The sequence below is a fragment of the Terriglobales bacterium genome, assembly GCA_035487355.1.
Classification (GTDB): domain Bacteria; phylum Acidobacteriota; class Terriglobia; order Terriglobales; family Acidobacteriaceae; genus QIAW01.
This window is the reverse complement of record DATHMF010000031.1, coordinates 43317-65694: the sequence shown is the minus strand read 5'-3', so window position 1 is coordinate 65694 and position 22378 is coordinate 43317. Positions and strand designations below refer to the sequence as shown.

The 22378-nt window shown below is 54.8% G+C and carries 20 protein-coding genes and 1 tRNA gene; 5 read left to right on the top strand and 16 right to left on the bottom strand.

What is annotated here, in order from left to right; genetic code table 11:
• Nucleotides 1-226 precede the first annotated feature (226 nt).
• On the top strand, nucleotides 227-1714 hold the full coding sequence (locus VK738_07605; protein HTD22503.1) for a M48 family metallopeptidase: 1488 nt from the start codon (nucleotides 227-229) through the stop codon (nucleotides 1712-1714).
• Between the two features lie 292 nt (nucleotides 1715-2006).
• Here VK738_07605 and VK738_07600 read toward each other — a convergent pair whose 3' ends face one another.
• The gene (locus VK738_07600) at nucleotides 2007-2150 is read right to left on the bottom strand and encodes a hypothetical protein (protein ID HTD22502.1); all 144 of its coding nucleotides are present in this window, start codon (nucleotides 2148-2150) and stop codon (nucleotides 2007-2009) included.
• A 454-nt stretch (nucleotides 2151-2604) separates the two neighbouring features.
• Between VK738_07600 and VK738_07595 the strand changes: the two genes are divergently transcribed.
• Together VK738_07595 and VK738_07590 are read left to right on the top strand one after the other, a co-directional pair.
• Nucleotides 2605-3027, top strand: coding sequence for a transposase (locus tag VK738_07595; GenBank protein HTD22501.1), 423 nt, complete (start codon nucleotides 2605-2607; stop codon nucleotides 3025-3027).
• A gap of 313 nt (nucleotides 3028-3340) precedes the next feature.
• Nucleotides 3341-3802 (top strand): hypothetical protein, encoded by a 462-nt coding sequence (locus tag VK738_07590; GenBank protein ID HTD22500.1) that lies wholly within the window; start codon nucleotides 3341-3343, stop codon nucleotides 3800-3802.
• Between the two features lie 12 nt (nucleotides 3803-3814).
• Here VK738_07590 and VK738_07585 read toward each other — a convergent pair whose 3' ends face one another.
• Nucleotides 3815-4360, bottom strand: a complete 546-nt coding sequence (locus VK738_07585) for a hypothetical protein (GenBank protein HTD22499.1) — start codon at nucleotides 4358-4360, stop codon at nucleotides 3815-3817.
• A 48-nt stretch (nucleotides 4361-4408) separates the two neighbouring features.
• On the opposite strand from VK738_07585, the gene VK738_07580 reads away from it, so the two are divergent.
• On the top strand, nucleotides 4409-5764 hold the full coding sequence (locus VK738_07580; GenBank protein ID HTD22498.1) for a deaminase: 1356 nt from the start codon (nucleotides 4409-4411) through the stop codon (nucleotides 5762-5764).
• A gap of 235 nt (nucleotides 5765-5999) precedes the next feature.
• On the opposite strand, the gene VK738_07575 is transcribed toward VK738_07580, so the two are convergent.
• Nucleotides 6000-6710: a VTT domain-containing protein gene (locus VK738_07575; protein ID HTD22497.1), complete on the bottom strand. Its 711-nt coding sequence runs from the start codon at nucleotides 6708-6710 to the stop codon at nucleotides 6000-6002.
• 854 nt (nucleotides 6711-7564) lie between these two features.
• Nucleotides 7565-9340 (bottom strand): radical SAM protein, encoded by a 1776-nt coding sequence (locus VK738_07570; protein ID HTD22496.1) that lies wholly within the window; start codon nucleotides 9338-9340, stop codon nucleotides 7565-7567.
• A gap of 496 nt (nucleotides 9341-9836) precedes the next feature.
• Here VK738_07570 and VK738_07565 point away from each other — a divergent pair, with 496 nt between their 5' ends.
• Nucleotides 9837-10106, top strand: coding sequence for a hypothetical protein (locus VK738_07565; GenBank protein HTD22495.1), 270 nt, complete (start codon nucleotides 9837-9839; stop codon nucleotides 10104-10106).
• Between the two features lie 45 nt (nucleotides 10107-10151).
• Here VK738_07565 and VK738_07560 read toward each other — a convergent pair.
• From VK738_07560 to VK738_07505, 12 genes are all read right to left on the bottom strand, one after another.
• Nucleotides 10152-10228: transfer RNA gene (locus VK738_07560), tRNA-Val, on the bottom strand.
• A gap of 136 nt (nucleotides 10229-10364) precedes the next feature.
• The gene (locus VK738_07555) at nucleotides 10365-10706 is read right to left on the bottom strand and encodes an STAS domain-containing protein (GenBank protein ID HTD22494.1); all 342 of its coding nucleotides are present in this window, start codon (nucleotides 10704-10706) and stop codon (nucleotides 10365-10367) included.
• Between the two features lie 471 nt (nucleotides 10707-11177).
• Nucleotides 11178-11999 carry an adenylate/guanylate cyclase domain-containing protein gene (locus tag VK738_07550; GenBank protein ID HTD22493.1) on the bottom strand — a complete coding sequence of 274 codons (822 nt, stop codon included), beginning with the start codon at nucleotides 11997-11999 and terminating at the stop codon, nucleotides 11178-11180.
• Nucleotides 12000-12107: 108 nt separating this feature from the next.
• Nucleotides 12108-14234 (bottom strand): glycine--tRNA ligase subunit beta, encoded by a 2127-nt coding sequence (gene glyS / locus VK738_07545; GenBank protein ID HTD22492.1) that lies wholly within the window; start codon nucleotides 14232-14234, stop codon nucleotides 12108-12110.
• Nucleotides 14227-14718 (bottom strand): hypothetical protein, encoded by a 492-nt coding sequence (locus VK738_07540; GenBank protein ID HTD22491.1) that lies wholly within the window; start codon nucleotides 14716-14718, stop codon nucleotides 14227-14229. The genes glyS and VK738_07540 overlap by 8 nt, the downstream gene beginning before the upstream one ends.
• The gene (locus VK738_07535; GenBank protein HTD22490.1) at nucleotides 14715-15722 is read right to left on the bottom strand and encodes a glycine--tRNA ligase subunit alpha; all 1008 of its coding nucleotides are present in this window, start codon (nucleotides 15720-15722) and stop codon (nucleotides 14715-14717) included. The genes VK738_07540 and VK738_07535 overlap by 4 nt, the downstream gene beginning before the upstream one ends.
• An 86-nt stretch (nucleotides 15723-15808) precedes the next feature.
• On the bottom strand, nucleotides 15809-16546 hold the full coding sequence (gene recO, locus VK738_07530) for a DNA repair protein RecO (protein HTD22489.1): 738 nt from the start codon (nucleotides 16544-16546) through the stop codon (nucleotides 15809-15811).
• 48 nt (nucleotides 16547-16594) lie between these two features.
• On the bottom strand, nucleotides 16595-17374 hold the full coding sequence (locus tag VK738_07525) for a HEAT repeat domain-containing protein (protein HTD22488.1): 780 nt from the start codon (nucleotides 17372-17374) through the stop codon (nucleotides 16595-16597).
• A 139-nt stretch (nucleotides 17375-17513) separates the two neighbouring features.
• A complete protein-coding gene (locus VK738_07520) occupies nucleotides 17514-17774 on the bottom strand; it encodes a ferredoxin family protein (GenBank protein ID HTD22487.1) in 261 nt (86 codons plus the stop codon).
• Between the two features lie 186 nt (nucleotides 17775-17960).
• Complete coding sequence (locus VK738_07515) at nucleotides 17961-19988, bottom strand: aconitase family protein (protein HTD22486.1); 2028 nt, start codon at nucleotides 19986-19988, stop codon at nucleotides 17961-17963.
• 47 nt (nucleotides 19989-20035) lie between these two features.
• Nucleotides 20036-21355 carry a GGDEF domain-containing protein gene (locus VK738_07510; GenBank protein ID HTD22485.1) on the bottom strand — a complete coding sequence of 440 codons (1320 nt, stop codon included), beginning with the start codon at nucleotides 21353-21355 and terminating at the stop codon, nucleotides 20036-20038.
• Between the two features lie 225 nt (nucleotides 21356-21580).
• Complete coding sequence (locus VK738_07505; GenBank protein HTD22484.1) at nucleotides 21581-22375, bottom strand: ABC transporter permease subunit; 795 nt, start codon at nucleotides 22373-22375, stop codon at nucleotides 21581-21583.
• Nucleotides 22376-22378: the final 3 nt, after the last annotated feature.

The following is a 22378-nucleotide window of genomic DNA, read 5'->3' as shown; positions in this document are numbered from 1 at the left end:
CTACGAATTACTCTGAGAATGCGGGAGACGAACTATGCGTTTTGACCTCGCGGACTGCCCGGGGATTGCCGAATAACCGGAGTTCAGCAGATATTTGAGAGAATCCTGCGTGAACTTCGCGAACAGATATGCACTCCCAATTTAATAATTGCTGTAGTCCCAAATTTTAGTAACTATAAAGATGCGGCCAGGGTCTTGCCCGCTCCGTCCAGAAGGCAGGTTTTTTATGAAACGACGCACATTTCAAGCAAAAGTATTGGCAGTGATATTGGCAGTGCTCATCGCTGAACCAACATGGTTGGGCGCTCAACAGCAACCGCAATTGCCCGATCCCGGCTCCGCTTCCGGGATGACCAAACAGGAGCAGGAACAAGCCGGCTTGCAAGCCATGGCTGAGGTGTACAAGCAAATGCCTGTTCTGCCCGACTCCAGCCCGGTGACGCAGTACGTCCAGCAGTTGGGAAGAAGGCTGGTCCCTGCGATCCCACAGGACCAGTCGTGGCCCTACCAATTCCACGTTATTCCGCAAAAGGACATCAATGCCTTTGCCCTGCCCGGCGGACCTATTTTCATCAATCTGGGCACGATCCAGGCGGCCGATAGTGAAGCCGAACTGGCGGGCGTGATGTCCCACGAGATGTCTCACATTTACATGCAGCACTCCGCGAAACAGGCGGGGAAAGCATCGCTGGCCCAGGGACTTCTGGGCATTCTGGGCGCCGTTCTCCCGGGCAACACCGTCGGCAATATCGCCCGTTTAGGCATACAGATTGGCGCCGGGACGGTGTTCATGAAGTATTCCCGCGCCGATGAAGCTCAGGCCGATGCGGTAGGCGCCATCATCATGTACCGGGCGGGCTTCAACCCCAAGGCCCTGGCCGAGTTCTTCCAGAAGCTCGAGCAACAAGGCGGAGCCGGCAGCCCGCAGTTTCTCAGCGACCACCCCAGCCCGGGCAACCGTGTAGCTTCGGTTGAGAAAGAGATTCAGGGCTGGCCCCCGAGGGGTTATTTTGATACTAGCCAGGCCTTCGTTAGCGCCAAGCAACAGTCGAACGGTATTAGAACCTATACGGCCCAGGAAATTGCCGACGGCGCCAAGCAGGGTCTCTGGGCGCAACAGAATGCCCAGGGCGGCGCCATTCCGTCAAACCTGCCTTCAGCATCTACCAACAACAACGGCGCTCCGGTCGGTTCCCAGAATGGGAATATCACCAATGTAAGCTACAGACAGATCAAGCCCAGCAGCAACTTCACCCAATTCACGCACAACGCCTTCAACATTTCGTATCCCTCGAATTGGCAGACTGCCGGCGACCAGAATTCGACGGTCACCATCGCCCCGCAAGCCGGCGTTTCACAGGGAACAATTGCCTATGGCGCTATTGTCGGTGGGGCGCAGGAACAGAACAACTCTTCGCTTGATCAGGCGATGCAAGACCTGATCCAGAATCTGCAACAGTCCAACGCCGGCATGCAGGTGTCAGGAAACCCGCAAAGTATCCAGGTCAATGGTGTGCAGGGCCGGTCGGTGAATCTCATTGGCAATTCGCCCGTTCAGCAGAATGGCAGAGCGCTGGCGGAGCGCGATTGGCTGGTAGCGTTGCCGCGTCCCCAGGGTGGCTTGCTGTACGTGGTGTTTATTGCTCCGCAGAACCAGTTCAGTCAGTTGAGCCGCACTTACCAAAAGATGCTGAACAGCTTACGGATGAAGTAAGACCTCTTTCATCGCGATGGGTTTTGCGGTCCGGGTGGCCAACGGCCTAAAAACGTATTTTGGGGGATCACCCCACCCACTTGCTAGCAAGTCGTTGAAGGGTCCAGAACCGCGCCTGACCCCCGTCATTACTGGCGAAAATCAATCCGGGGCGGGGGACTTGCTGCTAGTCCTGTCCACAGAATCCCGAGTCGCACTAAATTTTCAAAGACCAAAAGGATTATCAATCCCGCATTCTTGAATGCTGTCTTTTGCCTAAGGGCTCCGCAGCCAAAACCAGGCCGCTTCGCGCTCACCCCGTGTTCTTTTGCAGTTGTTTTTCACTGGCAACCTGTCCCGGCGTGCCGTGGACCGGCAACTGGTAGCTGACAACTGCTTCTCCATGATGACCTGCTGTTTCGAGGAAATCAACGTTTTGATACCAGAGTGATATCATGACTAGATAAACCTGGGTGCCCCATTCGCGCGCCAGCGCGTGTGGGGATGGCTTCGAACTTTTGTGGGGAAAAACGGCGCGCGTCCCGCCAAAAGTTCAGCTCCTGAACGGGGGCGAAGAATTTAGTCCAGGCCGGGGTGGCCCACCACAGTCATACAGTGGTCAGACGCGGTTTTGATAACTGTTTTTTGACTAGAGCGGACCTGTCCCGGCTTTCTTTGTGTCCTTGGTGATTCATTCCTTCGTGTCCGTAGCCTGCCCTGAGCCAAGCCGAAGGGTGGTTAAACATCAGTCATTTCCCGAGTCCGAAGGATTCACAGCCCCGGCAGGGGCGGCGTATTATAGCCCAGCGCTTCCAGCGCTGGGTAAGCAAACCAAATAAACCAAGTCCTGTAAGGACGACGCCAGAAGGATGCAACCAACATGGCACACTCTTTCGTAAACAACAACCTGCATTGCGTCTTCAGCACCAAAGAGAGGCAAAACTTTGATTCGTCCGGAATTTCAAGAACGCCTGTGGAAACTCATTGTCTCGGTGGCCGTGGAGCGCGGCATGAGAGTTCCGGCCATCGGCGGCATCGAAAACCATGCCCACATCCTGCTTTCCGTCCCGGCGGTGCTGCCGCTGGCAAAAGCCCTCCAAAGCATCAAAGGTGTTTCCTCCAAATGGATCAATGAAAAATCTCCCGGCCGCGGCAGGTTTGCCTGGCAGGAGGGCTACGGCGCATTCAGCGTCGGCCCTTCCCAAATTGAAAACACGATCCGGTACATCAGGAACCAGCGGGAACATCACCGCAAACAGACGTTCGAACAAGAATATATTTTGTTTTTGAAGAAGAACAGCATGGAATATGACGAACGCTTCGTATTCGGATAAGGAGCGAGCGTCGTCCCTACGGGACTCGGATCATTTTGGCATCCATACCCAGCGCTGGAAGCGCTGGGCTATAATACGTCGCCCCGTTGGGGCTTGCTTCCCAGCGATTACAACTGAGTAATGCTGATCTCCGGTTTGCTGGAAGCGCTTCAGCCCCCAGGGTATGGCATCAGTGTAGTCTGTTCTCGTCAGGATTCATCGAGTACAAATAAAACCCCCTCCCTAGCAGAGCTAGGACCCGGCACCCTCAAGAGTAATCATGAAATAACCGTTTGGGCCGGGCTACCCTGAAATCGTGGTAAAACCCTAAAGCATGAACATTACTCAATGGGTCGCCGGCGTTGGAGCTTGCACAGGTGTAGCGAGCCTTTCTTGGAACATTTATTTGAAACTGTCTTCAGGCCCCAAACTGTGTGTTCAGGCATGGGCAGGTATGGTTAAGCGACCCGCTCCCCCCGGAGACCCTAAATATCTTAAAGTGTCTATACAGAACATCGGAACCGCACCAACGACATTGACCAACTATGGTTTCTACCAATATGCGTCTGAAAAGGACCGCTCTCGCCACAAGCCGGAAACTGCTGCCGTCTTGAACATTTATCAGGGCGCTGTCGTTCCATACAGACTCGCTGTTGGTGATGAGGCAACAATTTTCATGGAACACAACCTTGAGTTTGATAGAGCACTACAGAAAGGCGTTGTTTATTTTTGGATCTCCCATGCATTTGCGAAAAATCCGATAGAGGTTCCTATTTTTTCACCTCCGAAGGAATAAGTGTAGCCCGGGTCATAGAGTGAGCTCTGAAGCTTTCTGTCTGGCTCGAAGTTTTTGAAGCTGGTTGTTGAAGAGTTTGCTATCAAACATTTTGAATCTTGTGAGCAAGGCGATTTCCTGTTCAAATCCGTCTACAATTTCCGCTATTGACGCATTGTTATTCTTGAATTCCATCATTTTTTCTTTTATTGACTCGGAGAAACCTTGGAGATGTTTCCACTCTGGAATCTTGTAGACCGCATCCCGGTGCTGTTCATAATAGAAATCAAAAACTTCTGTTCTCATTTCTTCAATGTTGAGTTTCATGTATGAAGGGTTTAACTCCCATTGTTTTCCAAGCACAACAATGCGGAAATACACATCAGCAAACTCTTTATAGATATCCTTCCGGGCACGTTTGGCTGTAAATTGCCGCACATACCACGCTTTAAATGGTTCAAGCAAAATTCCTGAAATGAGACCGAGCGCCCAGCCTGTTGCAGCACTCAACAGAATCTTCGTTAAGTCTGACATGCCGTGATTGTGCGGTAGCTTAGGTGGGGAGTCAAGCTGTGACATGCTGGAGTAAAATTAAAAAACTATACTCATGAGAGGACGGGAAGGCAAGTGACTAGCTGGAAGCGATCATTTTTCGCCGGAATGACCGATTATACTGGTGTCCCGATGGACGTGATTCTGTCGCATCTTCGGGACTGGCGAGATAATACGGTCGATACGATCAGCCAGCTCAAGCGTCTGCAAGAAAGAGTGGACAAGCAAAGAGATAAACTCGACTCTCCCGACGATGTTTCGCAGTACATTGATTTTTTTGTGGATCTGTTTACTAGATACCAGGGTGATTTCGAGAGATTGCTAACTGAGCTCCCTCGCAACGTGAGTGATGCCCATCTAGAAATCCTTCGCCAGATCTACGAAAGCTCTAAACGTGCAGAGGATTCTTGTATCAGATTTAAGCAAGACCACATTGCGCGCGGACTGAAAGACGAAAGCCTCCGAGGGTTAGTTGACAGAATCTATGCAGAGTCCAGAGATATGGTGATCGATTATAAAGATTTATCAAATCTTATTCCTCGTCTACGCACATTTGTCGGAACTAACTATGCAGATGATGATCGACGTTTCGCGCTTATGGCCATTGAGGAGGCACAAAAGAGTGTTCCTGAAGACGGAAGGCCGCATCCGATGGTTGGTGCAGTTGTGGTCAAAAACGGAACTGTTATCAGCAAATCGCATCGCGGAGAGATTCCCCAGTGCCATGCTGAATATATAGCGTTGGACAAGAAGCTGCCAGATGATTTGGTCGCAGGTGCCACGATCTACACGACACTCGAACCCTGTACCGCTAGGAAACATCCGAAGATTCCTTGTGCGCAGCGGCTCGTCGACCGGAAGGTGGCCCGCGTAGTCATCGGCATGTTAGATCCGAATCCCGAGATTCGAGGACTTGGTGACCAACTGCTGAGCGACGCTAATATTGAAATCCAAATGTTTCCACGAGATTTGAGAGCGCAAGTTGAGGAAATGAACCGGGAATTCATTAGGGCGCAACGACAGAAGCAAACGCCCAAGAAGGCAAATGAGATCGCAGACGTTGCAGCCACGACAGCTGCCAGGTTGCTTACTGATGCAACCCGCGAAGTGCAAGAGGCGGCGTGGTCGTTTTACGAACTACACACGCAGCATATGGTGGCTCGCGCCGTCAAAGACATTGCTAATAAGGAAGAGCAAATCAGGGCGAAAATTGCTGCGGCACGCCGCGTCTTTGCTCAAGATTATGATGTGCCAACTGACTTAGCTGCGGTAGCAGTTAGTGAATTAGGAGCCATAAACATTGCCCTGGTGAAGCTTTTCTCAACAAGTGACCAAACGGAGATGGAAATAGCAGCAACTCAAGTTCAAGATGCGTGTGAGAAAATCCGCAAGGCGGCTAAGCCCTATGCATATAGATCACCTAACGGCTAGAGTGGCGGCGTACTCCAAACGCACGATGCTCAGTTATGCACGGATTTTCTTCAACAATCGCAAGCCCCATTAGCTGCTCTTCGGTAATGACAAGCGACGTGCAGAAACCCGGCCGCCAAGCTCGGCTTTCTCGTTAGTCCGCAGTTGTCGTCTCAGTCCTCAGGAAAACGATTTAACCGCTTTTCAAAAATCCGCGTGCCGGCGATTCCCGCCGCCTGCCCCGGCGTTCCCAGCTTCACGCACTGGTTGTAGCCGTCAGCCGCCGGTTGACCACGATTCCAGCGATGATCAGGCTGAAGAGAACGGCCGCGAGCAGCAGCAGCCATCCCCAATACTGGCCCGGCTGGCGCAGAGCGCGGACGAAATTGCGGCCGTAGTGCTCGGCGATGATGGCGATGACGGTGTAACGGACGCCCCGGCAGATGGTTACGACCGTCAGAAATCTCCTGGGGCTGTAGTTGGAAGCGCCGGCCGCCGCGAAAAGCACGCTGGTGGGAAATGGAAAGGGCACGGCCGCAGAAACCGCAAGAGCACTGGTACCCCATTTGTGAAAAAAGCGGAGAATGGCATCCGTCTTCCGGTTTCCAAATTCGCGATTTCCGAATTCGCGGTTTCCGAATTCGCGGTTTCCGAATTCGCGATTTCCGAGTTTGCGATTTCCGAATTTGCTTTGCAGGTAAGCCGATCCCGCCCGGCGTGCGACTCTGAACGTGAGGTAGGCTCCGATCACCGATCCTGCGGTTGCCACTGCCGCATACTCGTACCATGGATTGCCGTGCCGGGCAGCGAGAATTGCCGTCAGGATGTCGGGGCCTCCAAAGGTGGGCAGGGGAGAGCCATCGAGAATCGCGAGGGAGAAAAGCCCGAGCGCTCCCAGGTGGCGGAACATCGCGCTAACGCTGCGTCCCAGGCTCGGTGCGGCGTTTTGGAGGAAGACGTTCAGCATGAGAGCAATATATCAACTTTGCCGCGGGGTTTTGTTTAACCACCCTTCGGCTTGGCTCAGGGCAGGCTACGGACACGAAGGAATGAATCACAAAGGACACAAAGCAATACGCTACTTTTTAAAGAATCCGCGTGATCCGTTAAATCTGCGGTAGGCTTTTGTTTTAGTTCAAAAACGGTATCATTCTGATATCAAAACCTTGATTTCTCAGAAGCTGCGGGCCACAATTGGGCTAGACGTGTGTTTACGTTACGCATTCCAGAATGCGGGGTTTCATAACCCATTGGCTCTTTGAAAATTTGAGGTGATGCTGGATTCTGAGGACTGGACCAGCAGCAAGTCCCCTGCCCCGGATTGATTTTCGCCAGCAATGACGCGTGTCAAACGCGATTTTGAGGCTCAAAAACACTTGCTAGCAAGTGGCGTGGTGGGCCAGCCCTGTTTTAGTTTTTCCTGGGCGCAAAGAACAGCATTGCCCAGACAAAGAAACCGCAAGATCCTTCACGCCAAAAAACGGCGTTCAGGAGGACAAGATGCAAACGGAATTGACGAAATCAAAACGTCCAGTGGTGGTTAAAACAGACTAGCAGCTAGTCCCCTGCCTCGGATTGACTCTCGCCAGTAATGACGCGGGTCAGACGCGATTTTGAGACCTCAAATCACTAGCTAGCAAGTGGGGTGGGGGCCCCTGCGATTTCCAAAAAATCTGCGTTGATCCGCGTTCATCCGCGGCGAAAGGTTTTGCGGTTGTTTTTTGAAACTCGAAACTTGAGCCGTTTTCGCGGCGTCTGAGCCGCGAGGCGAAATCCCGAGCGCAGTCGAGGGATCTGGGTTCTTGAAACCTGAAACTGCTCTTAAGGCGCTCCGCCGGCGGTTACTTCTGCCTGGTTCTGTATTTGCTGGGTCTCTATGTGTACTACGGCGGGTTTCGGCGGCGCGTGACTGGTGAGCATCTCCAGCACATCAGAGCCGTCGTCATGGTCGGGGGTCAGGGCCACGTCGGAGTAGTTGCGGGCTTCGGGGTCGCGCTCCAGGCGCTTCTGGAAGCGGTGCAGGCGCCACGCCAATTGGGCTACCTTGAAATGTTTGTAGATAAAATTCCCAAGGAAGCGCGGATAGAAGACAAACGGGCTCTCGATGGGCAGGCTTGAGCGCCGGTCTTTGCGGTACTTGCGGCGCAGGAAGCCTCCCTGCAGAGGATGCACCTTCTCAAACACGATGCAACTGTGGAACCACAGCAGCAGCACCATCACGTTGCCGACTTGAATCCCGGTGGCTGCGGCGCGGCGCATCATGGTTTTCATGTGATCGAGCGAATAGAAGGTTGTCCACGAATCGCGATAGACCTTCTCCCACTGCTCCTTCGACATGGTGGCATGGACCGTGGTCACGTGCTCCAGGTCATATTTATTGAGGTCAGGATCGAGGAACGCGCCGGCTTTATGGAGCTTCTGATGGTCTTCCGATCCGGGGAGCGCCGTCAGCGAGTGCGGCTCCAGGAGATCAATCGCCAGTTCGCGCTGGATGATCTCGATATCGTGAAGAACCGATTGCGGCGTGTCCTCGGGAAACCCGACGATGTAGCCGGCAAACACGATGGCCCCAGCGCGCTTCCACGCCAGCAGCATCTTGCGGTATTCGGCGATCTTGTTCTGCTTCTTTCTGGCGCCAAGCAGGCTCGCGGGATTGATGCTTTCCAGGCCGATAAAAACGCGCCGCACTCCGGCGCGGCCGGCCTTTTCGATGAAGTGGGGCAAGCGGTGGCACATGGTATCGACCTGGATCATGAACTTGATGTTCAGCTTCTCCTGCTCGCGCATGGCGATCAGGCGGTCAAAGATCTTTTCCCATTCGGTGTTGCGCGCAAAATTGTCGTCGGTGATGAAGAAGCGGCCCACACCCTGCTCCAGGTTGCGGCGGACGATCTGTTCGATCTCATCCACCGAACGCCGCCGCGATTTCCGTCCCTGCACGTTGATGATGGTGCAGAAGGAGCACTGAAACGGACAGCCGCGGCCGGCATCGAAGCTGGTGTATTTGCCGATTGTCCCGCGAATCGTCTCGGCCGGCAGCAGCGGCAGAGGAGCGCCTTCCACAGAGGGCAGATTGTCCAGGTAGTTGTAGAGCGGCTTGAGAGTGCCTTGCCAGGCGTCGCGCAGCACCTGGTCGAGACGCCCTTCTTCAGCCTCGCCTGCATAGAGCGAGATGCCGAGATCCATGGCCTCCTGCAGTTCGGGGGTCACACCGGGCAACATGGAAAGACAGCCGGAAACATGAAAACCGCCGATGCAGACCTGGACACCGGCTGCGCGCAGGGGGCGCGCGATATCCATGGCGCGGGGAAACTGGTTGGATTGCACGCCCACCAGCATGACCAGGCCACGGTTGCCGGCAAGCTGTTGCACAATCCGTTTTTGCCGGATGCGCGTGTTGTCTTCGTCCATTGAGGTGATGGCGATTTCTACGTCGTCGCCGAGCACGCGGCGCTGCTTGCAGTCGAGCACCAACCCGTTGACCACAGCCAGCGAGTTTGAAGGAACGGCCGAACGTATCCACTGGATCACGTAGCCGTCATTGTCATAATGCGACGGTTTGACGAGTACAAGCGCGAATCGCTGCTGCCCAGCCATGCTCTCTTATCTCCCGTGCCTCTAAGAAGTTGTACGAAAGTCATGTTAGCTTACCACAGCGCGGTGGGCCCCAAAAGCGGAATCCTGAGCGCGGCGAAGGATCTAGTTTGTGAACCTTGCAACTTGGAGCTGATTGGGTGGGCAGTGCAGGACTCGGACTTGATCCGTTTTCGCGGCCCTTCGGCTTCGCTCAGAGCAATTTAAGAACTACGCTGCGAGGCGAAATCCTGAGCGCAGCGAAGAACCTCTTGGAGCTTAGAGCTTGCAACTTGGAGCCGAATTGCCGGCCAACTCCCAGAACGGGAATGTGCCTACAATGGAACTTGGACAATCTAAAAGCAAACAAATATGTTGCACAGCACTCAGTAACAATTAGACTATTAGCACAGAGACATATCCCTTCACTTTGCCTGAGTCTCCGCTGAGGGTTCGTTGGAACACCCGTCCGCTGGGCCCTCATGGGCAATCCGGCCCACAAGGCTTCATGGTGGTAGAAATGGCAATTCATCGGTCCATTAGCGCGTTCACAGACCGGGACAAAGTTGTTACCTGGCTGTGCGGAGACTGCGACCGGCCTGTAAATGAAGAAAATACCTTAGGCAAGGATTCCGGATTAATCCGCTTTCTGTGCCCAACCTACGGCCATCTTATAGCCGAGTGGAAGGACGAAAAACAGAAACAAGCCGACCTCAGTTTGTATTGGGATGTTGTCAACAGAAGTAAGAAAAAGCCGCAAGAGTTGCCAGACAAAACCTCAGACTACTGAGCGAAGCATTCCTTGAAGTTTAGAGCTTGCAACGGACCTGAATTTTGGTGGGCAGTGCAGGACTCGAACCTGCGACCTCCTGCTTGTAAGGCAGGCGCTCTAACCAACTGAGCTAACCGCCCAAATCCTCGATGGGCAAATCAAGAGCAGAAAATTTAAAGACCAGTAACAGCAGTATAAGCGCCGCGTCTGGCCTGGTCAAAGTAACCCATCTCAAAGAGGACTCACCGCGGAGGAGATAGCAACTTTGAAAATGCTCTAGGAAAATGCGTTGATCGCTTTTTGCTCTCCGTCGTAGACTTCGAAGATGGTGGAGAGCTTTGTGATCTGCAGAATATCGCCTACGCGTTGTGTGAGATTGGCGAGTTTGATGTCTCCGCCGCTGGAGCGGGCCGAGGTGTAGAGGGCAACCAGAATGCCCAACCCGCCGCTGTCAATGTAACTGACCCCGCCCAGGTTCAAGACAATTTTCTTCGACTGCCCCAAAAGAGATTTGATCTGTTCACGCAGTTGCGAGGATTCTTCACCAAAAACGATCCTGCCATTGCACATGACAACCGTTACTCCATTCTCACTGCGTGTCGTAATCTTAAGCGCCACTGGATTCTCCTCCTACAATTACCAATCTTTGGAGACTAACGCGTCTATTGTGGAATTGCAAGTAAACGGTATCACCGGAGCGAGGCGGCTTGGGCAGAAAGAGAGACGGTAAAGGAACGCATCTTTAGGTTGTCAAAAGGAGGTTATCAAAAAGTTATCAAACCGAAATCAGCTTTTTCTGGCCACAGTACATGCACCACCAGTGGTTGACAATTTCCCGGTTTAATTGCAGAATTCAGCACACTGAACAAGGGTGAACATAGAGAAGCCCTCCCCTCTCCCCCACAAGAGCTCCCTTTCTGAATTTTGACCGCGTAATTTTTATTTCGTCCGTCCACCTTCGTATCCCCAGCTTTTCCTTTGCTGCAGCCTGCACCGCGGCCAGACGCACCGTGAGCACGCTGAAGGGTGAGCAGGAAACATAATCCAATCGGGAACCTTCATCTATACTCGACGCCCCCTTCGACAGGCTCAGGGCTCGGTTCGGCGCGGTTCGGCGCCGTGGGTGGCGAGAGTGCGCACCGTCAAGGCTGCCTGTTTGCCGCGCACGACCAGCGAGCGCTGTTCCACGCCGGGAAAATCACCAGCCACTTCAGCATAGACAGCCTCGTTGACCAGCACTTCGCCGGCCGCAGCGCTGGAGGCCATGCGGGCAGCGGTGTTGACCGTATCGCCCAGTGCTGTGAAATCAACCACGCCTTCGCCTCCGACATTGCCGACATAGGCCAAGCCCGAGTTGACCGCGGCTCCGATGGGCATCCAGGGTGCAGCGTCACCGGGCATTCCATAGCCAACTGCGTGAAGCAGCGCCAGGGCAGACTCGGCGGCACGGCGCTTATATGCGGGACCGCAAACGCCGGGCAAGAACAGCGCCATCACTGCGTCCCCGATAAGCTTGTCAACGATGGCGTCGCGGCGGATGAGGACTTCGGTTGCGGTGCGATAGAAGCGGTTGAGCAGCGTTGCGAATGCATCGGGCGAAAGACGCTCGCCGAGCTGGGTGGAACCGCGCACGTCGGCGAAAAGCACGGCTACATCGACCTCAGCGCCTCCGGGAGGCAGCGCGTCACAGCAACGTGTGCAGAGATTGGGATTTTTTCGCGATGCCTTGAAGCCGAACAGCCCGGCAAACTTGCCGCCCCAACCACCAAATGGATTATGGCAGACCTTGCATCGCGGCGGGCTGGGCATGTAACGGAAGAGCAGATGCGTGAAGCGAAGCCCACGATGGCCCTGGGTCAGGAGCTTGCGCCAACGCGCCTCACTTTCCGCAGACTGTTGCGGTGAAGACATGCTTCCCCTTCACGATAGTGCGCTCAACCATACCTCGCTTGAGGGAAATGCGTCAACCGAGAAGCAGTTCTCGGTTCTCGGTTCTCAGTTCTCAGTTCTCGGAAATGCCTACACTTTTTTCTCAGTCACAATCTCGGAGAAGTCGGCAATGGTGGAAAAATCTGCCAACAGCTTTTGCAGCAAAGCCAGGCGGTTGGCGCGGAGTTTTTCATCCTCCACCATGACCATGACCTTGTCGAAGAAGATATCCAGCGCCGGACGTATCTTGGAAATTTCAGCCAGCGCCGAACGATAATCGCCCGACCTGCTGTGATTTTCAGCCACGGAAGCGATCTGCGATGCGAGGTTGAGCAGGGTGCGTTCGGCATCATCCTGCAGCAGCGCCGCATTGGGCGCTTCACCAACAACAAACTTCGATTCCCTCGCCTGCCGCAGAATATTTTTCACTCGTTTGAATGAAATGGAGATGGCCTCAAAATCCTTGCTGTCGCGCACTCCAGCCAGCGCCTCGGCCCGGGCGAGTGCGTCCACGACATCATCGTATCCGGCGGCAAGCACGGCATTCACCAGATCGTAAGCAAAGCCGCGTGCTTCGCGCAGATAAAACTCAAGCCGCTCGCGCAGGAAAGCGCTGAGTGCTTCGCCTTGCTCACCGGCGCTAAACTTTTTCTCGGCTTCAGAACCTTTGTAAGTGGCGCGCGAATCTGAGAAGACTTCACGCAGGCTGAGCTTGAGCTTATGCTCAGCAATGGTTTTTACAATGCCATTTGCCTGCCTCCGCAACGCAAACGGATCTTTCGAGCCCGTCGGTTGCAGGCCCAGGGCAAACATTCCTGCAATGGTATCGGCCTTGTCGGCAATCGAGAGCACTGCTCCCTCAAGCGTGCGCGGAGCAGGGTCTTCCATAGACTGCGGTTTGTAGTGATCGTAGATAGCATCCGCGACTGCCTGGCCGTGCCCCTGGTGTTTGGCATACAAGCCGCCCACGATTCCCTGCAACTCGGTAAACTCTTTGACTAAATCCGTGGTCAGGTCGGTCTTGCTCAGCTCCGCCGCTTCTTGAACGGCGTTTTCATTGAGTGAGAGTCCCGCGTTTTTCAAATGGGCCGCCAGCTTGCCGGCAAGCTTTTTGACCCGCTGGCTCTTTTCGTAGTAGCTGCCCAGATCTTTCTGGAAGGTCACGGATTTCAGGCTCTCGACCCGTTGCTTGAGCGGCGATTTCTGGTCGCTATTCCAGAAGAAGCGTGCATCGTTAAAGCGGGCACGCAGAACGCGCTCATTGCCGTGGCGGATCAGCCCATCCGGATCGCCCTCGGTATTCAGCACCGTAAGAAAATGCGGCGCCAACTTACCCGCGGCATCCTCCACCGCAAAATACTTTTGATGATCGCGCATCACGGTGACCAGAACTTCTTCCGGCAATGACAGGAACTCACGGTCAAAGCTGCCCAGAATGACCGAGGGCCATTCGGTGAGGTTGACCACGGTATCCAGCAGCTCTTTGTCTTCGCGCCAGCGCGCGCCTGCGATGGTTCGCGTGGCTGCGTCCAAAGCTTTGCGAATCTGCTGCTCACGCTCGCTGCGGTCGGCGATGACGTGAGCTTTCTTGAGTGCGTCGTTATAAGAGGCTGCCGAGCTTATCTTTGTTATTCCATTGCTGAACAGGCGGTGCCCGCGTGATTCGCTTCCTGCTTTTATCCCGGCAAACTCGACGGGGATAATCTCACCATCCAGCAAAGCCACAATCCAGCGAACAGGGCGCACAAAACGCTCTGGCGCGCCTTCACGCCAGTACATATTTTTGGGCCAGTAAATCGAAGCGATTGTTTTGGAAAGCGCCTCGCCGAGGACCTCTTTCGCCGAGCGGCCTTTTTTGATGACACGCGCGGAGAGATATTCTCCTTTTGGAGTTGTGACTTTTTCCAGTTTGGAAACATCAAGACCGGCCTTCCTGGCGAAGGCTTCCGCAGCAGGGGTGGGCTTGCCATCTTTGTAGGCGATCTTCACAGCCGGGCCGGTGAGGGTTTCTTCAACGTCGGGCTGCCGCTCTGCGACTGCCGAGGCAGCCACAGCCAGCCTGCGCGGCGTTGCCAGTTGCGCGATCTTGCTGGTGGAAGCAGCCAACCGTTCTTCCTGCAGCAACGAATTGACGCGTTCGCCAAGCTCGGCGCTGGCGGCATCAAGCATGCGCGCCGGAATTTCTTCACATCCAATTTCAAGCAGGAAATCAGGCATGTTGTTCCGCCTTTGCTGGAGTTGCGTCCAGTTCTTTCCACCGCAACATCACACCGTAGACGCACATTACACCAAGAAGCAGCGCGACTGCGGAGAACAGCACGAAGCGCAGCGGCACCTGATCTGGATGCTGGATCGCCCACCGGGCTTGCGGTCCTACCAGGATTCCGCGCAATAAATAGAGGACACCAATGCCAAGCACGGCCCATCTCGCCAGCGGCAAGCGGCGGAATTGCCCTGCTGCCGAAAGCACGTAGATTCCGAACAGAAAGAACATAGCGGTCAATCCTGTGGTAATGATGGTCGGCTTGGGATCGCCGGTTTCAGCCGCGAGGGCCATCTTCTCGCCAGCGCCGAAGTAGCGATAGCCGCTTCCCCCGGCAAAGATAATGACGACGTGCAGCACAGCAAAGGCGATATTCCACCAACCCACAATCGTCAGCAACCGCTGGCCGGTCCTCGTCGGAAGAAGAGGCGAGTTCATGCCGGCGTCTCCACGGGAGCCGGCGCGCTTGCCTCTGCCGCCGCCTGCTGAGCCAAGTAAGCTTTCGCCAATCCCACGGCCAAATTCCGAATTCGCGCAATCACACCCACGCGCTCAGTCACAGAAATCGCGCCCCGTGAATCCAGAATATTGAACAGGTGTGAGCACTTCAGGCACAAATCAAAAGCTCCCAATAGCGGAAAGCGCTTGATAATCCGTACCCGCGCATCTTTTTCCATGGGTTCTATAGTTGTGGGCAATGCTGTTCCAGTGTATTCGTCTTGGAATCTGTTGAGCAGTTCCATGCATTCAGATTCGTACAACTTCAGATGCTCCCAGGTCTTTTCCACATCAGCAGCTTCGAAGTTGTAAACCGAAAGCTGCAATTCCTCCGGCAGACGAACATCACCGTAGGTCACAGCTTTTCCTGTCAGCGGATCGCGCGCCCAAACGATGTCGTAGATGCTGTCGACATCCTGCAAAAATGCTGCAATGCGTTCCAGACCGTAGGTCAGCTCGACACAGATCGGGTCCAGGTCCACGCCGCCGCACTGCTGGAAGTAGGTGAACTGCGTGATCTCGAGCCCATCGAGCATCACCTGCCAGCCGATGCCCCAGGCGCCCAGCGTGGGCGCTTCCCAGTTGTCTTCTTCAAACTTGATGTCGTGCTTGCTGAGGTCAATACCGATGGCGGCCAGCGATTCGAGGTAAAGCTCCTGCACATTCTCCGGCGGCGGCTTCAGGATCACCTGCAACTGGCTGTGCTTGTAAAGGCGGTTGGGGTTCTCCCCGTAGCGCCCATCGGCGGGACGGCGCGAGGGCTGCACATAGGCCACCTTGTAGGGCTTGGGGCCAAGCACGCGAAGAAACGTCTCCGGCGCCATGGTGCCAGCCCCGACTTCGACGTCGTAGGGCTGCTGCAGCACGCATCCGCGCTCTGCCCAGAAGCTCTGCAGGCGCAGGATGAGTTCTTGGAATGTCAGGTTGCGATTAGCGCTTGGCATTTGGGGACTAGCTTTTGGCTCTTAGCTTTTAGCTCTTAGCCAGTGTAAATGAGAGGTGTGCAAAGCGGGAAGTGTAACCAGACTCATCACTCAACTTTATCCAGCATTGAAAACGTCACCAGCTTCTTTTCCACGTGGCGCTCGATGCACTGGGCCAGAAACTTGCGCAGGTCGGCGCCGCGGGAGCGCGGCCAGGCGCTGCCGGCGAAGCTTTCTACGGGCGCGCGAAAGATCTCTGCCGCCAGGGCGCGTGATTCCGAGGACATCTCCAATGAAGCCAGGCGCTTATCCTTAGCACAAGCCAGACCATCCGCCAGCGGATGAAAGTATGCCGCATTCCCGTTTAATGTCGTGCCGCACGTGATGCAAGAGCGCAAATCGGGAAGCAGGCCGATGAGCCGGACCATCCACAGATCGAAATAAGTCAGCGGCATCCACACGGCATGGGCATGAAGATTGAGCAACACAGAAACCGCCAGCCGGAAGATAGAATCGTTGGGCTCGCGGTCAGGGAGCAGCTCTTCCAGCAGCTCGGCCACGTGGGCCAGGCCAATCGCGCGGGGATAATCCACCTCCTCGGCGAGGGGTGATTCCAAAACGTCGCAACTATCGAGGCGGGCGAGGTCGTGTCCGGTGCGGTCTTCGTAGTACAAGGTCACGCGGGTCAGCGGCTCCAGCGATCCGCCAAAGCGCTTCTTCGATTTCTTTGCCGCGCGCGCCACCCCGCGCAGCTTGCCCTCCTGGCGGGTGAAGAACGAGACCAATAGGTCAGCCTCGCGCAAGGGATAGCTGCGTAATACGATGGCCTCTGACTGCTTCAACATAGACGGCTGTCCTAGCCCTGATTGTAGATGAGTTTGATGATGTTGCAGTCAGAGAGGAAACCGTTCTCGCAGAGCGGCAACATAGTCGTCTCCACTCCAATCCTTACAATCCTCTTCCATGTCCAGCATCTCGTACGCAGCTTCTATGACCCGACGCGTTACGTTCGGTTGTTGCAGTTCCACAATGAGCGAAGGCAAAACGCGCTCGTCTTTTCGTTTGCCGAGCCCTACCATTGCCTCTTCGCGCACATCTTCATTGGAATCGCTGAGCCGCCGAAAAAGAGAGTCACAAATCTCGTCACAATTCGATTCGCCTAGAACGCCTAATCCGAAAGTTGCCCAATCACGCACATCATCATCGGGGTCTTCCATGAGTAATAGCAATACTGCGATAGCTGGCGGATCGTTCGCAAACGCCCCCAATGCAAATGCGACCGAAAATCTGACCTCCTCACTCGGATGAAAATGGAACTGGTTCTCAATGACCAACGGAACAGCCGAAGGATTTCCCAAGTGTCCTAGAGCGGCAATTGCAGCCCGTAGTGGCTGCTGACGTTTTTCCCGCCGCAGCATGCGCGAAACAACCGAATAGGATTCTTCTGGAAAGCTGTTGTCCGGGTGACCAGCCTTCCTGCCCAGTTGCGCCAGCACGTCGGCTCCACGGGCACGTTGAAGCGGATCTTCTGATTTACACCACTCTGCCGCCCGATCGAAGACTTCCCGGCTGCCAATCCGGCGTAACGCGTGAACCGCATCCCATGCAGCATCGTCGTCGTAATCGCCAGAGAGTGTCCGCGCGAAAAGTCCTTTGATCTCTTCCGTTTCCATTCAATGATTTTACTAGCGGCTTTTGGTCAACACGCCAACGCGTGTATTTGTGCCGCCCAACGCAAAACGCGCAACCCAGGGCTGCGCGTCTTTAAAACAAAAAGTTTCGAACCAACACGTGAAGTAAGAAATGTTTCTTTTACCGGCCGAAATACTTGGCGTTGATCTCGGTGTAATTTTTCCACTTTTCGGGAAGATCGTCGGCCGCGAAGATCGCCGAGACCGGGCACACCGGCACACACGCCCCGCAATCAATGCACTCTACGGGGTCAATATAAAGCATCTTTTCTTCAGCGAACTTGGGCGAATCCTTCTTGGGGTGGATGCAATCCACCGGGCAAGCGTCCACGCAAGCCGCGTCCTTGGTTCCAATGCACGGTTCTGCAATCACATATGCCATAAATTCACTCTTCTCCGATGGCTGTAGGGATAACTTCGCTAAGCTTAACCCGTTATTGTAGCCGTCCGGGCCGGAATGCTGCAAATATTAATAGCAAACGGCCATTTTTGTAAGCCGAATCTGCGGCTTTTTACATTCAACCAGGAGCTTCCGGCTCCCGGCTTCCAACCTGGGAAATTCGCCGCCTTATGCTGCTTGCAGTTGCTGGGCCGGTTGATATTCCACAATATATCCGGCCACGGCACTGGCCGCCACGGTCAGAGGACTGGCCAGATACATCTGCCCCGGACCGCTGCGGCCCGGGAAGTTGCGGTTCTGCGCGCTGATGACCACCTGCTCCGGACGCGTTGAAACCCCGGGCCCGGCATTGATGCAGGCGCCACAACTGGGCTCAATGACGATGGCGCCGGCTTGGTTAAAAATTTCAAGGTAGCCCTTACGCACGCAGTATTCCCGCGTCTCTTGCGAACCGAACTGGATATAAAACTTGCAGGAGTCAGCCACGCGCCTGCCCTGCTGTAGCGCGTCGCGCAAAACCATGGCGTACATATCCATGTCTTCGTTCTTGCCGGCGGTGCAGGTGCCGCCATAGGCAATTTCCACGGGGACCGGCGTATGCAGATCGCGGATAAATTTGCCGTTTCCCGGATCGCCCGGCGTCGCCACCATGGGATAGATTTCATCCGCGTTCAGCTCAATCACGTGGGCATATTCGGCGCCAGGATCGCTGTACAGACCTTCCATCATCGCGTTTACGCGCGAGCGTTCGAGGCCTCGGCGCTCGGCAAGAAAATCCGCGACCTTCGCGTCGGGAGCTACGATGCCGGTGAACCCGCCGATCTCGGCCGCCATGTTGGTCATGGTGGCGCGCTCATCCACGCCCAGAGCCTCGATGGCCTCGCCGGAGTACTCCATGACTTTGGCCAGGGCTTTGCCGCTGCGGATGTAATCCATCGCCAGCAAAGCCAGAATGTAATCCTTGGCCGTCACATTCGGATGCCGCTTTCCGCGGATCACAACTTTCACCGACTCCGGCACTTTCACGCGAACGTCCTTCGTAATCCAGGAATTAAAAACGTCAGTGGTGCCGATGCCGAAGGCCACGCATCCTACAGCACCGACGTGGGGAGTGTGCGAGTCCGAGCCCACGTTCAATTGCCCCGGTAAAGCATAACTTTCGGCGATCACGGAGTGGCAAATGCCTTCAGAACCTTTGCGGTCTTTCAGCTCGCCGTGCAGCTTGATGCCCTGCGATTTGGCAAACTCCATCTGCTTCAATTTGAGCTGGGTTGCGAGGTCGAGCAGTCCCATTTTCTTTTTTTCTTCTGAGATGACCTCATCGAGAAACGTGAGATGGTCGCGGAAGAAGATGACTGATGCAGCATCGTTCACGGGAACATCTTTTCCTACACACTGCTCGTAGAAGATCGCCGCCATTGGAGTCACATACTCATGGCTAAAGCGCAGATCGGTGCGGGCAAATCCAGTATCGCCGGGCTTCACAGAAGGCACACCGGCTTCGCCGTTTTCGGCGATCATGTGGCGGGCAAATATCTTTTCTGCCAGCGTCATCGCTCGCTTGTTGGTCGTAATCGGCGGCAGAAAAACCTTCTTCTGCATGCGGGCCACGTTGAAGGGAAACAGGCCACCATACTCAATGACTTGGCGCGTAATCTCATCTTCGCCACGGGTAAATTCGCTCAACAGGATCTCGGTGCCGGCGCGGATTTTATCAATCAGGAAGAAATTGATCGAAGTCAGCACGCCCAGATTTTGGCAATTCTGCTTGTAGATGCGCTCAATATTTTCCGCAATCACGAGCTGTATGCCCGCGCACATCTCGGCATACGGCGACTGCTCGCGGCTGGAGCCTTTGCCCCGCCGCTTGCCGCTCACCGAGGCCACAAATCCGCCGCGCTTGATATCTCCGCGGCCGATGGGAACCTCTCCGCCACACTTCAATCCCAAATAGGGAATTTCTCCCAGCGTCTGGTCAAAGTAAAAACAGTAGTGCGCAGGCGTGATCTCGTCGGTGGAAATATCGTCGCGCAGCTTGGGATTTTTACCGGGATTTTGTGTGTCCCAGGGCAGGTCCCAGCCGGCGAGTTGCTTTTTGATCAGTTCGGGATCTTCGGTAAGAAAAAGTATGCGACCTTGCAAAGTCACCCGGTCAGGACGCTTTTCAATCCTGCGTTCAGTGAGGAGAGGTACCACAGTCAAATTCTAGCAAAGGTAGGGATTGATTCATCCGATAAAACTGCTTACAGGATGCTTACGATGCGCATCTCTTCGTTGGCAGGTTTGGCGGCAACCGTGCGGTTGCGGCCTTTGGCTTTGGCCTTGTAGAGCGCCTTATCGGCAAAGCGGATCACTTGCTCGGGTGTAGTTCTTTCCTCATCGCGCGCGGCAACGCCGATGCTTACAGTCACGCTGACTTCAACTTCCCGGGGCCCGGTTTGAGTGGTTTTACCGTCCTTCCCCTGCCTGCGCCGGTCCTTTCCACGAACGGTAAAAAGAGATTGCTCAATTATCTTTCTCATCGTGTCCAAATAGGTGAAGGCCTCTCCCAGGGATTTGTCGGGAAAAACCACGGTGAATTCCTCTCCACCGTAACGGAATGCCTTGCCGCCACCGGCAATGCGTGCCAGCTTGGAGGCAACCATGCGTAGTGCCTGGTCGCCCGCCTCGTGGCCGTAACTGTCGTTGAATTTCTTGAAGTGATCTACGTCCAGCATCCCGATGACGTAGGAGTCGCCAAGCTTGAGCAGGGTTTCATTCAGGGACCGGCGGCTGGGCAACTGGGTAAGTTCATCATGGTAGGCCATTGCATACGAGGTCTCAAGCACTGCAATGATGAGGATCAGCCCCCCGGTAGCAAAATAGAGGCCGGCAAGATGGTTCGTTCCCGTTTGCAATGCCACGAAGGCCGCCACCAGGGCCCAGAAGAGACTGCTTTCCACCGGTTGATAGCGGCGAATCAGCGAAATGATCATGCCCACACCCGCCACGATAAACGCCAGCAACGCAGGTTGAGGAATATTACTCCATTCCAGAAAGCGCTTGTCTACAAAGTTAGGATCCAGCAGGGTGGCGGCGTAGGCTTGCGCCGGCTTGCAGAGAATCGCGACGGCAACGATCTGCAACGCGACCACCGCGATTCGTTGTTTTCCCGCGCGCGAAATAATTCCGCGGTCGCGCACGAAGGCCAGCGCCAGCAGATTGATGGGCAGCAACAAGGCGATGGCCTCAATTGCTGTCTTGCTCTCCTTGGCCGACAAAAATCCCGGAGCGAACCAGGTCAGTGTGCGCTCCGCCAGCACCACCACGAGCATGGCAAAAAACAGGCGGCTGCGCTTGAAGAACGCGCTCAGCAGCAGGCCTATCCCGAAGACGAAATAAGTATAAAAACGCACGAAGGGAGTTTCAGCGCCCGCGAGGTATCCCATGTGCACCAGCACTCCCGTGATCAGCAGCAATACCCCACCCGGCATGGCAAGCCGGTACAGGACCAGCGGGAGTTTTCTGAAGGGCGCACGCCGGTCTTCGGTACGGACCCGAGAATTGACGCGCTGGCCTTTCATTGGTTCCTTGTTTCCGACAGTCTGCTTCCTGGATTTGGGCTTCAACATGTGAATATAAAAGGGGGAGGAAGGCCTCAGTAGATGACTTTAGTCGCTGGCCCTTTTTCCAGCTACTTTCGTAATCTTATCAGCCAGCCGCAATGGTTTCACAGGCATTTTCTCGCAGCATAGAGCGGTTGAAAACATCACAACCGAAGCTAGAACCTTGCCGGTACACATCTTGCTTTACACTTTTTCGCCGGCGCGGCGAAGCTGAAGCAGGGTAAGCGCGCCTACCAATACTCCGATCAATACGAAAATCCCGGCGGAAATATACCAATCAGGAAACAATTTTGATTGCGGAGCAAAAGCCAGTGTCAAAAAGAAGAAGGGGTTGGGATACAACCATACTTTGAAATGAGCAAACTCATCTTGTCCCAAACCTCTGTGGCTCGATTGCCACATGGCAGCGGCGACAGCAGTGAGTACCACCAGGGCAATCGTAACGGCATAGCTGACGGTAGTGGCATAAATGCTGCGCTGGAAGAGGGAGGAGCAATACAATCCGACGGCATTCATACTGGCAACAATGATCAGTGTCGTTATCGTAGCCATGGTCATCTCGCGAACGCCAAATCCTCCCATGGCGAGACCGAGGCTCAATACGGGAAGTGAAACAACCAGCAGCAAAACCATCAGCAGGAGCGAGGCGACAAATTTCCCCCACCAGATTTCCAGCAAGGTCAGCAGCGAAGTCAGCAAGCCTGAGAGTGTACGCTGCTCTTTTTCGATGGTAATGCTCCCCGCGCTTAACGCCGGAGCAATCAAAAGCAGCAGGCCGAGTTGCGCGTAGACCGTACCAAAGAAAATCGCGACGCCGATCTCGGCTCCCCGCAATTCGTGCTGAGAATACCTGCTTTCCTCCACAACCGTCGTGTAGTACACAAACGTAACGATTGCGCCTAAGACCAGGAGATAAATCGTCGGCAGCAGCCAAGCCCTGCGCTCACGCATTCGTTGCTGCAGCTCTTTCCAGATCATCGG

Bases quoted from the DNA above. Each gene is read 5' to 3' on its own strand.
- VK738_07605 (HTD22503.1), top strand. From the start codon at position 227: ATGAAACGACGCACATTTCAAGCAAAAGTATTGGCAGTGATATTGGCA.
- VK738_07600 (HTD22502.1), bottom strand. From the start codon at position 2,150: ATGATATCACTCTGGTATCAAAACGTTGATTTCCTCGAAACAGCAGGT.
- VK738_07590 (HTD22500.1), top strand. From the start codon at position 3,341: ATGAACATTACTCAATGGGTCGCCGGCGTTGGAGCTTGCACAGGTGTA.
- VK738_07585 (HTD22499.1), bottom strand. From the start codon at position 4,360: ATGTCACAGCTTGACTCCCCACCTAAGCTACCGCACAATCACGGCATG.
- VK738_07575 (HTD22497.1), bottom strand. From the start codon at position 6,710: ATGCTGAACGTCTTCCTCCAAAACGCCGCACCGAGCCTGGGACGCAGC.
- VK738_07570 (HTD22496.1), bottom strand. From the start codon at position 9,340: ATGGCTGGGCAGCAGCGATTCGCGCTTGTACTCGTCAAACCGTCGCAT.
- VK738_07565 (HTD22495.1), top strand. From the start codon at position 9,837: ATGGCAATTCATCGGTCCATTAGCGCGTTCACAGACCGGGACAAAGTT.
- VK738_07550 (HTD22493.1), bottom strand. From the start codon at position 11,999: ATGTCTTCACCGCAACAGTCTGCGGAAAGTGAGGCGCGTTGGCGCAAG.
- glyS (HTD22492.1), bottom strand. From the start codon at position 14,234: ATGCCTGATTTCCTGCTTGAAATTGGATGTGAAGAAATTCCGGCGCGC.
- VK738_07540 (HTD22491.1), bottom strand. From the start codon at position 14,718: ATGAACTCGCCTCTTCTTCCGACGAGGACCGGCCAGCGGTTGCTGACG.
- VK738_07535 (HTD22490.1), bottom strand. From the start codon at position 15,722: ATGCCAAGCGCTAATCGCAACCTGACATTCCAAGAACTCATCCTGCGC.
- recO (HTD22489.1), bottom strand. From the start codon at position 16,546: ATGTTGAAGCAGTCAGAGGCCATCGTATTACGCAGCTATCCCTTGCGC.
- VK738_07525 (HTD22488.1), bottom strand. From the start codon at position 17,374: ATGGAAACGGAAGAGATCAAAGGACTTTTCGCGCGGACACTCTCTGGC.
- VK738_07520 (HTD22487.1), bottom strand. From the start codon at position 17,774: ATGGCATATGTGATTGCAGAACCGTGCATTGGAACCAAGGACGCGGCT.
- VK738_07510 (HTD22485.1), bottom strand. From the start codon at position 21,355: ATGAAAGGCCAGCGCGTCAATTCTCGGGTCCGTACCGAAGACCGGCGT.
- VK738_07505 (HTD22484.1), bottom strand. From the start codon at position 22,375: ATGATCTGGAAAGAGCTGCAGCAACGAATGCGTGAGCGCAGGGCTTGG.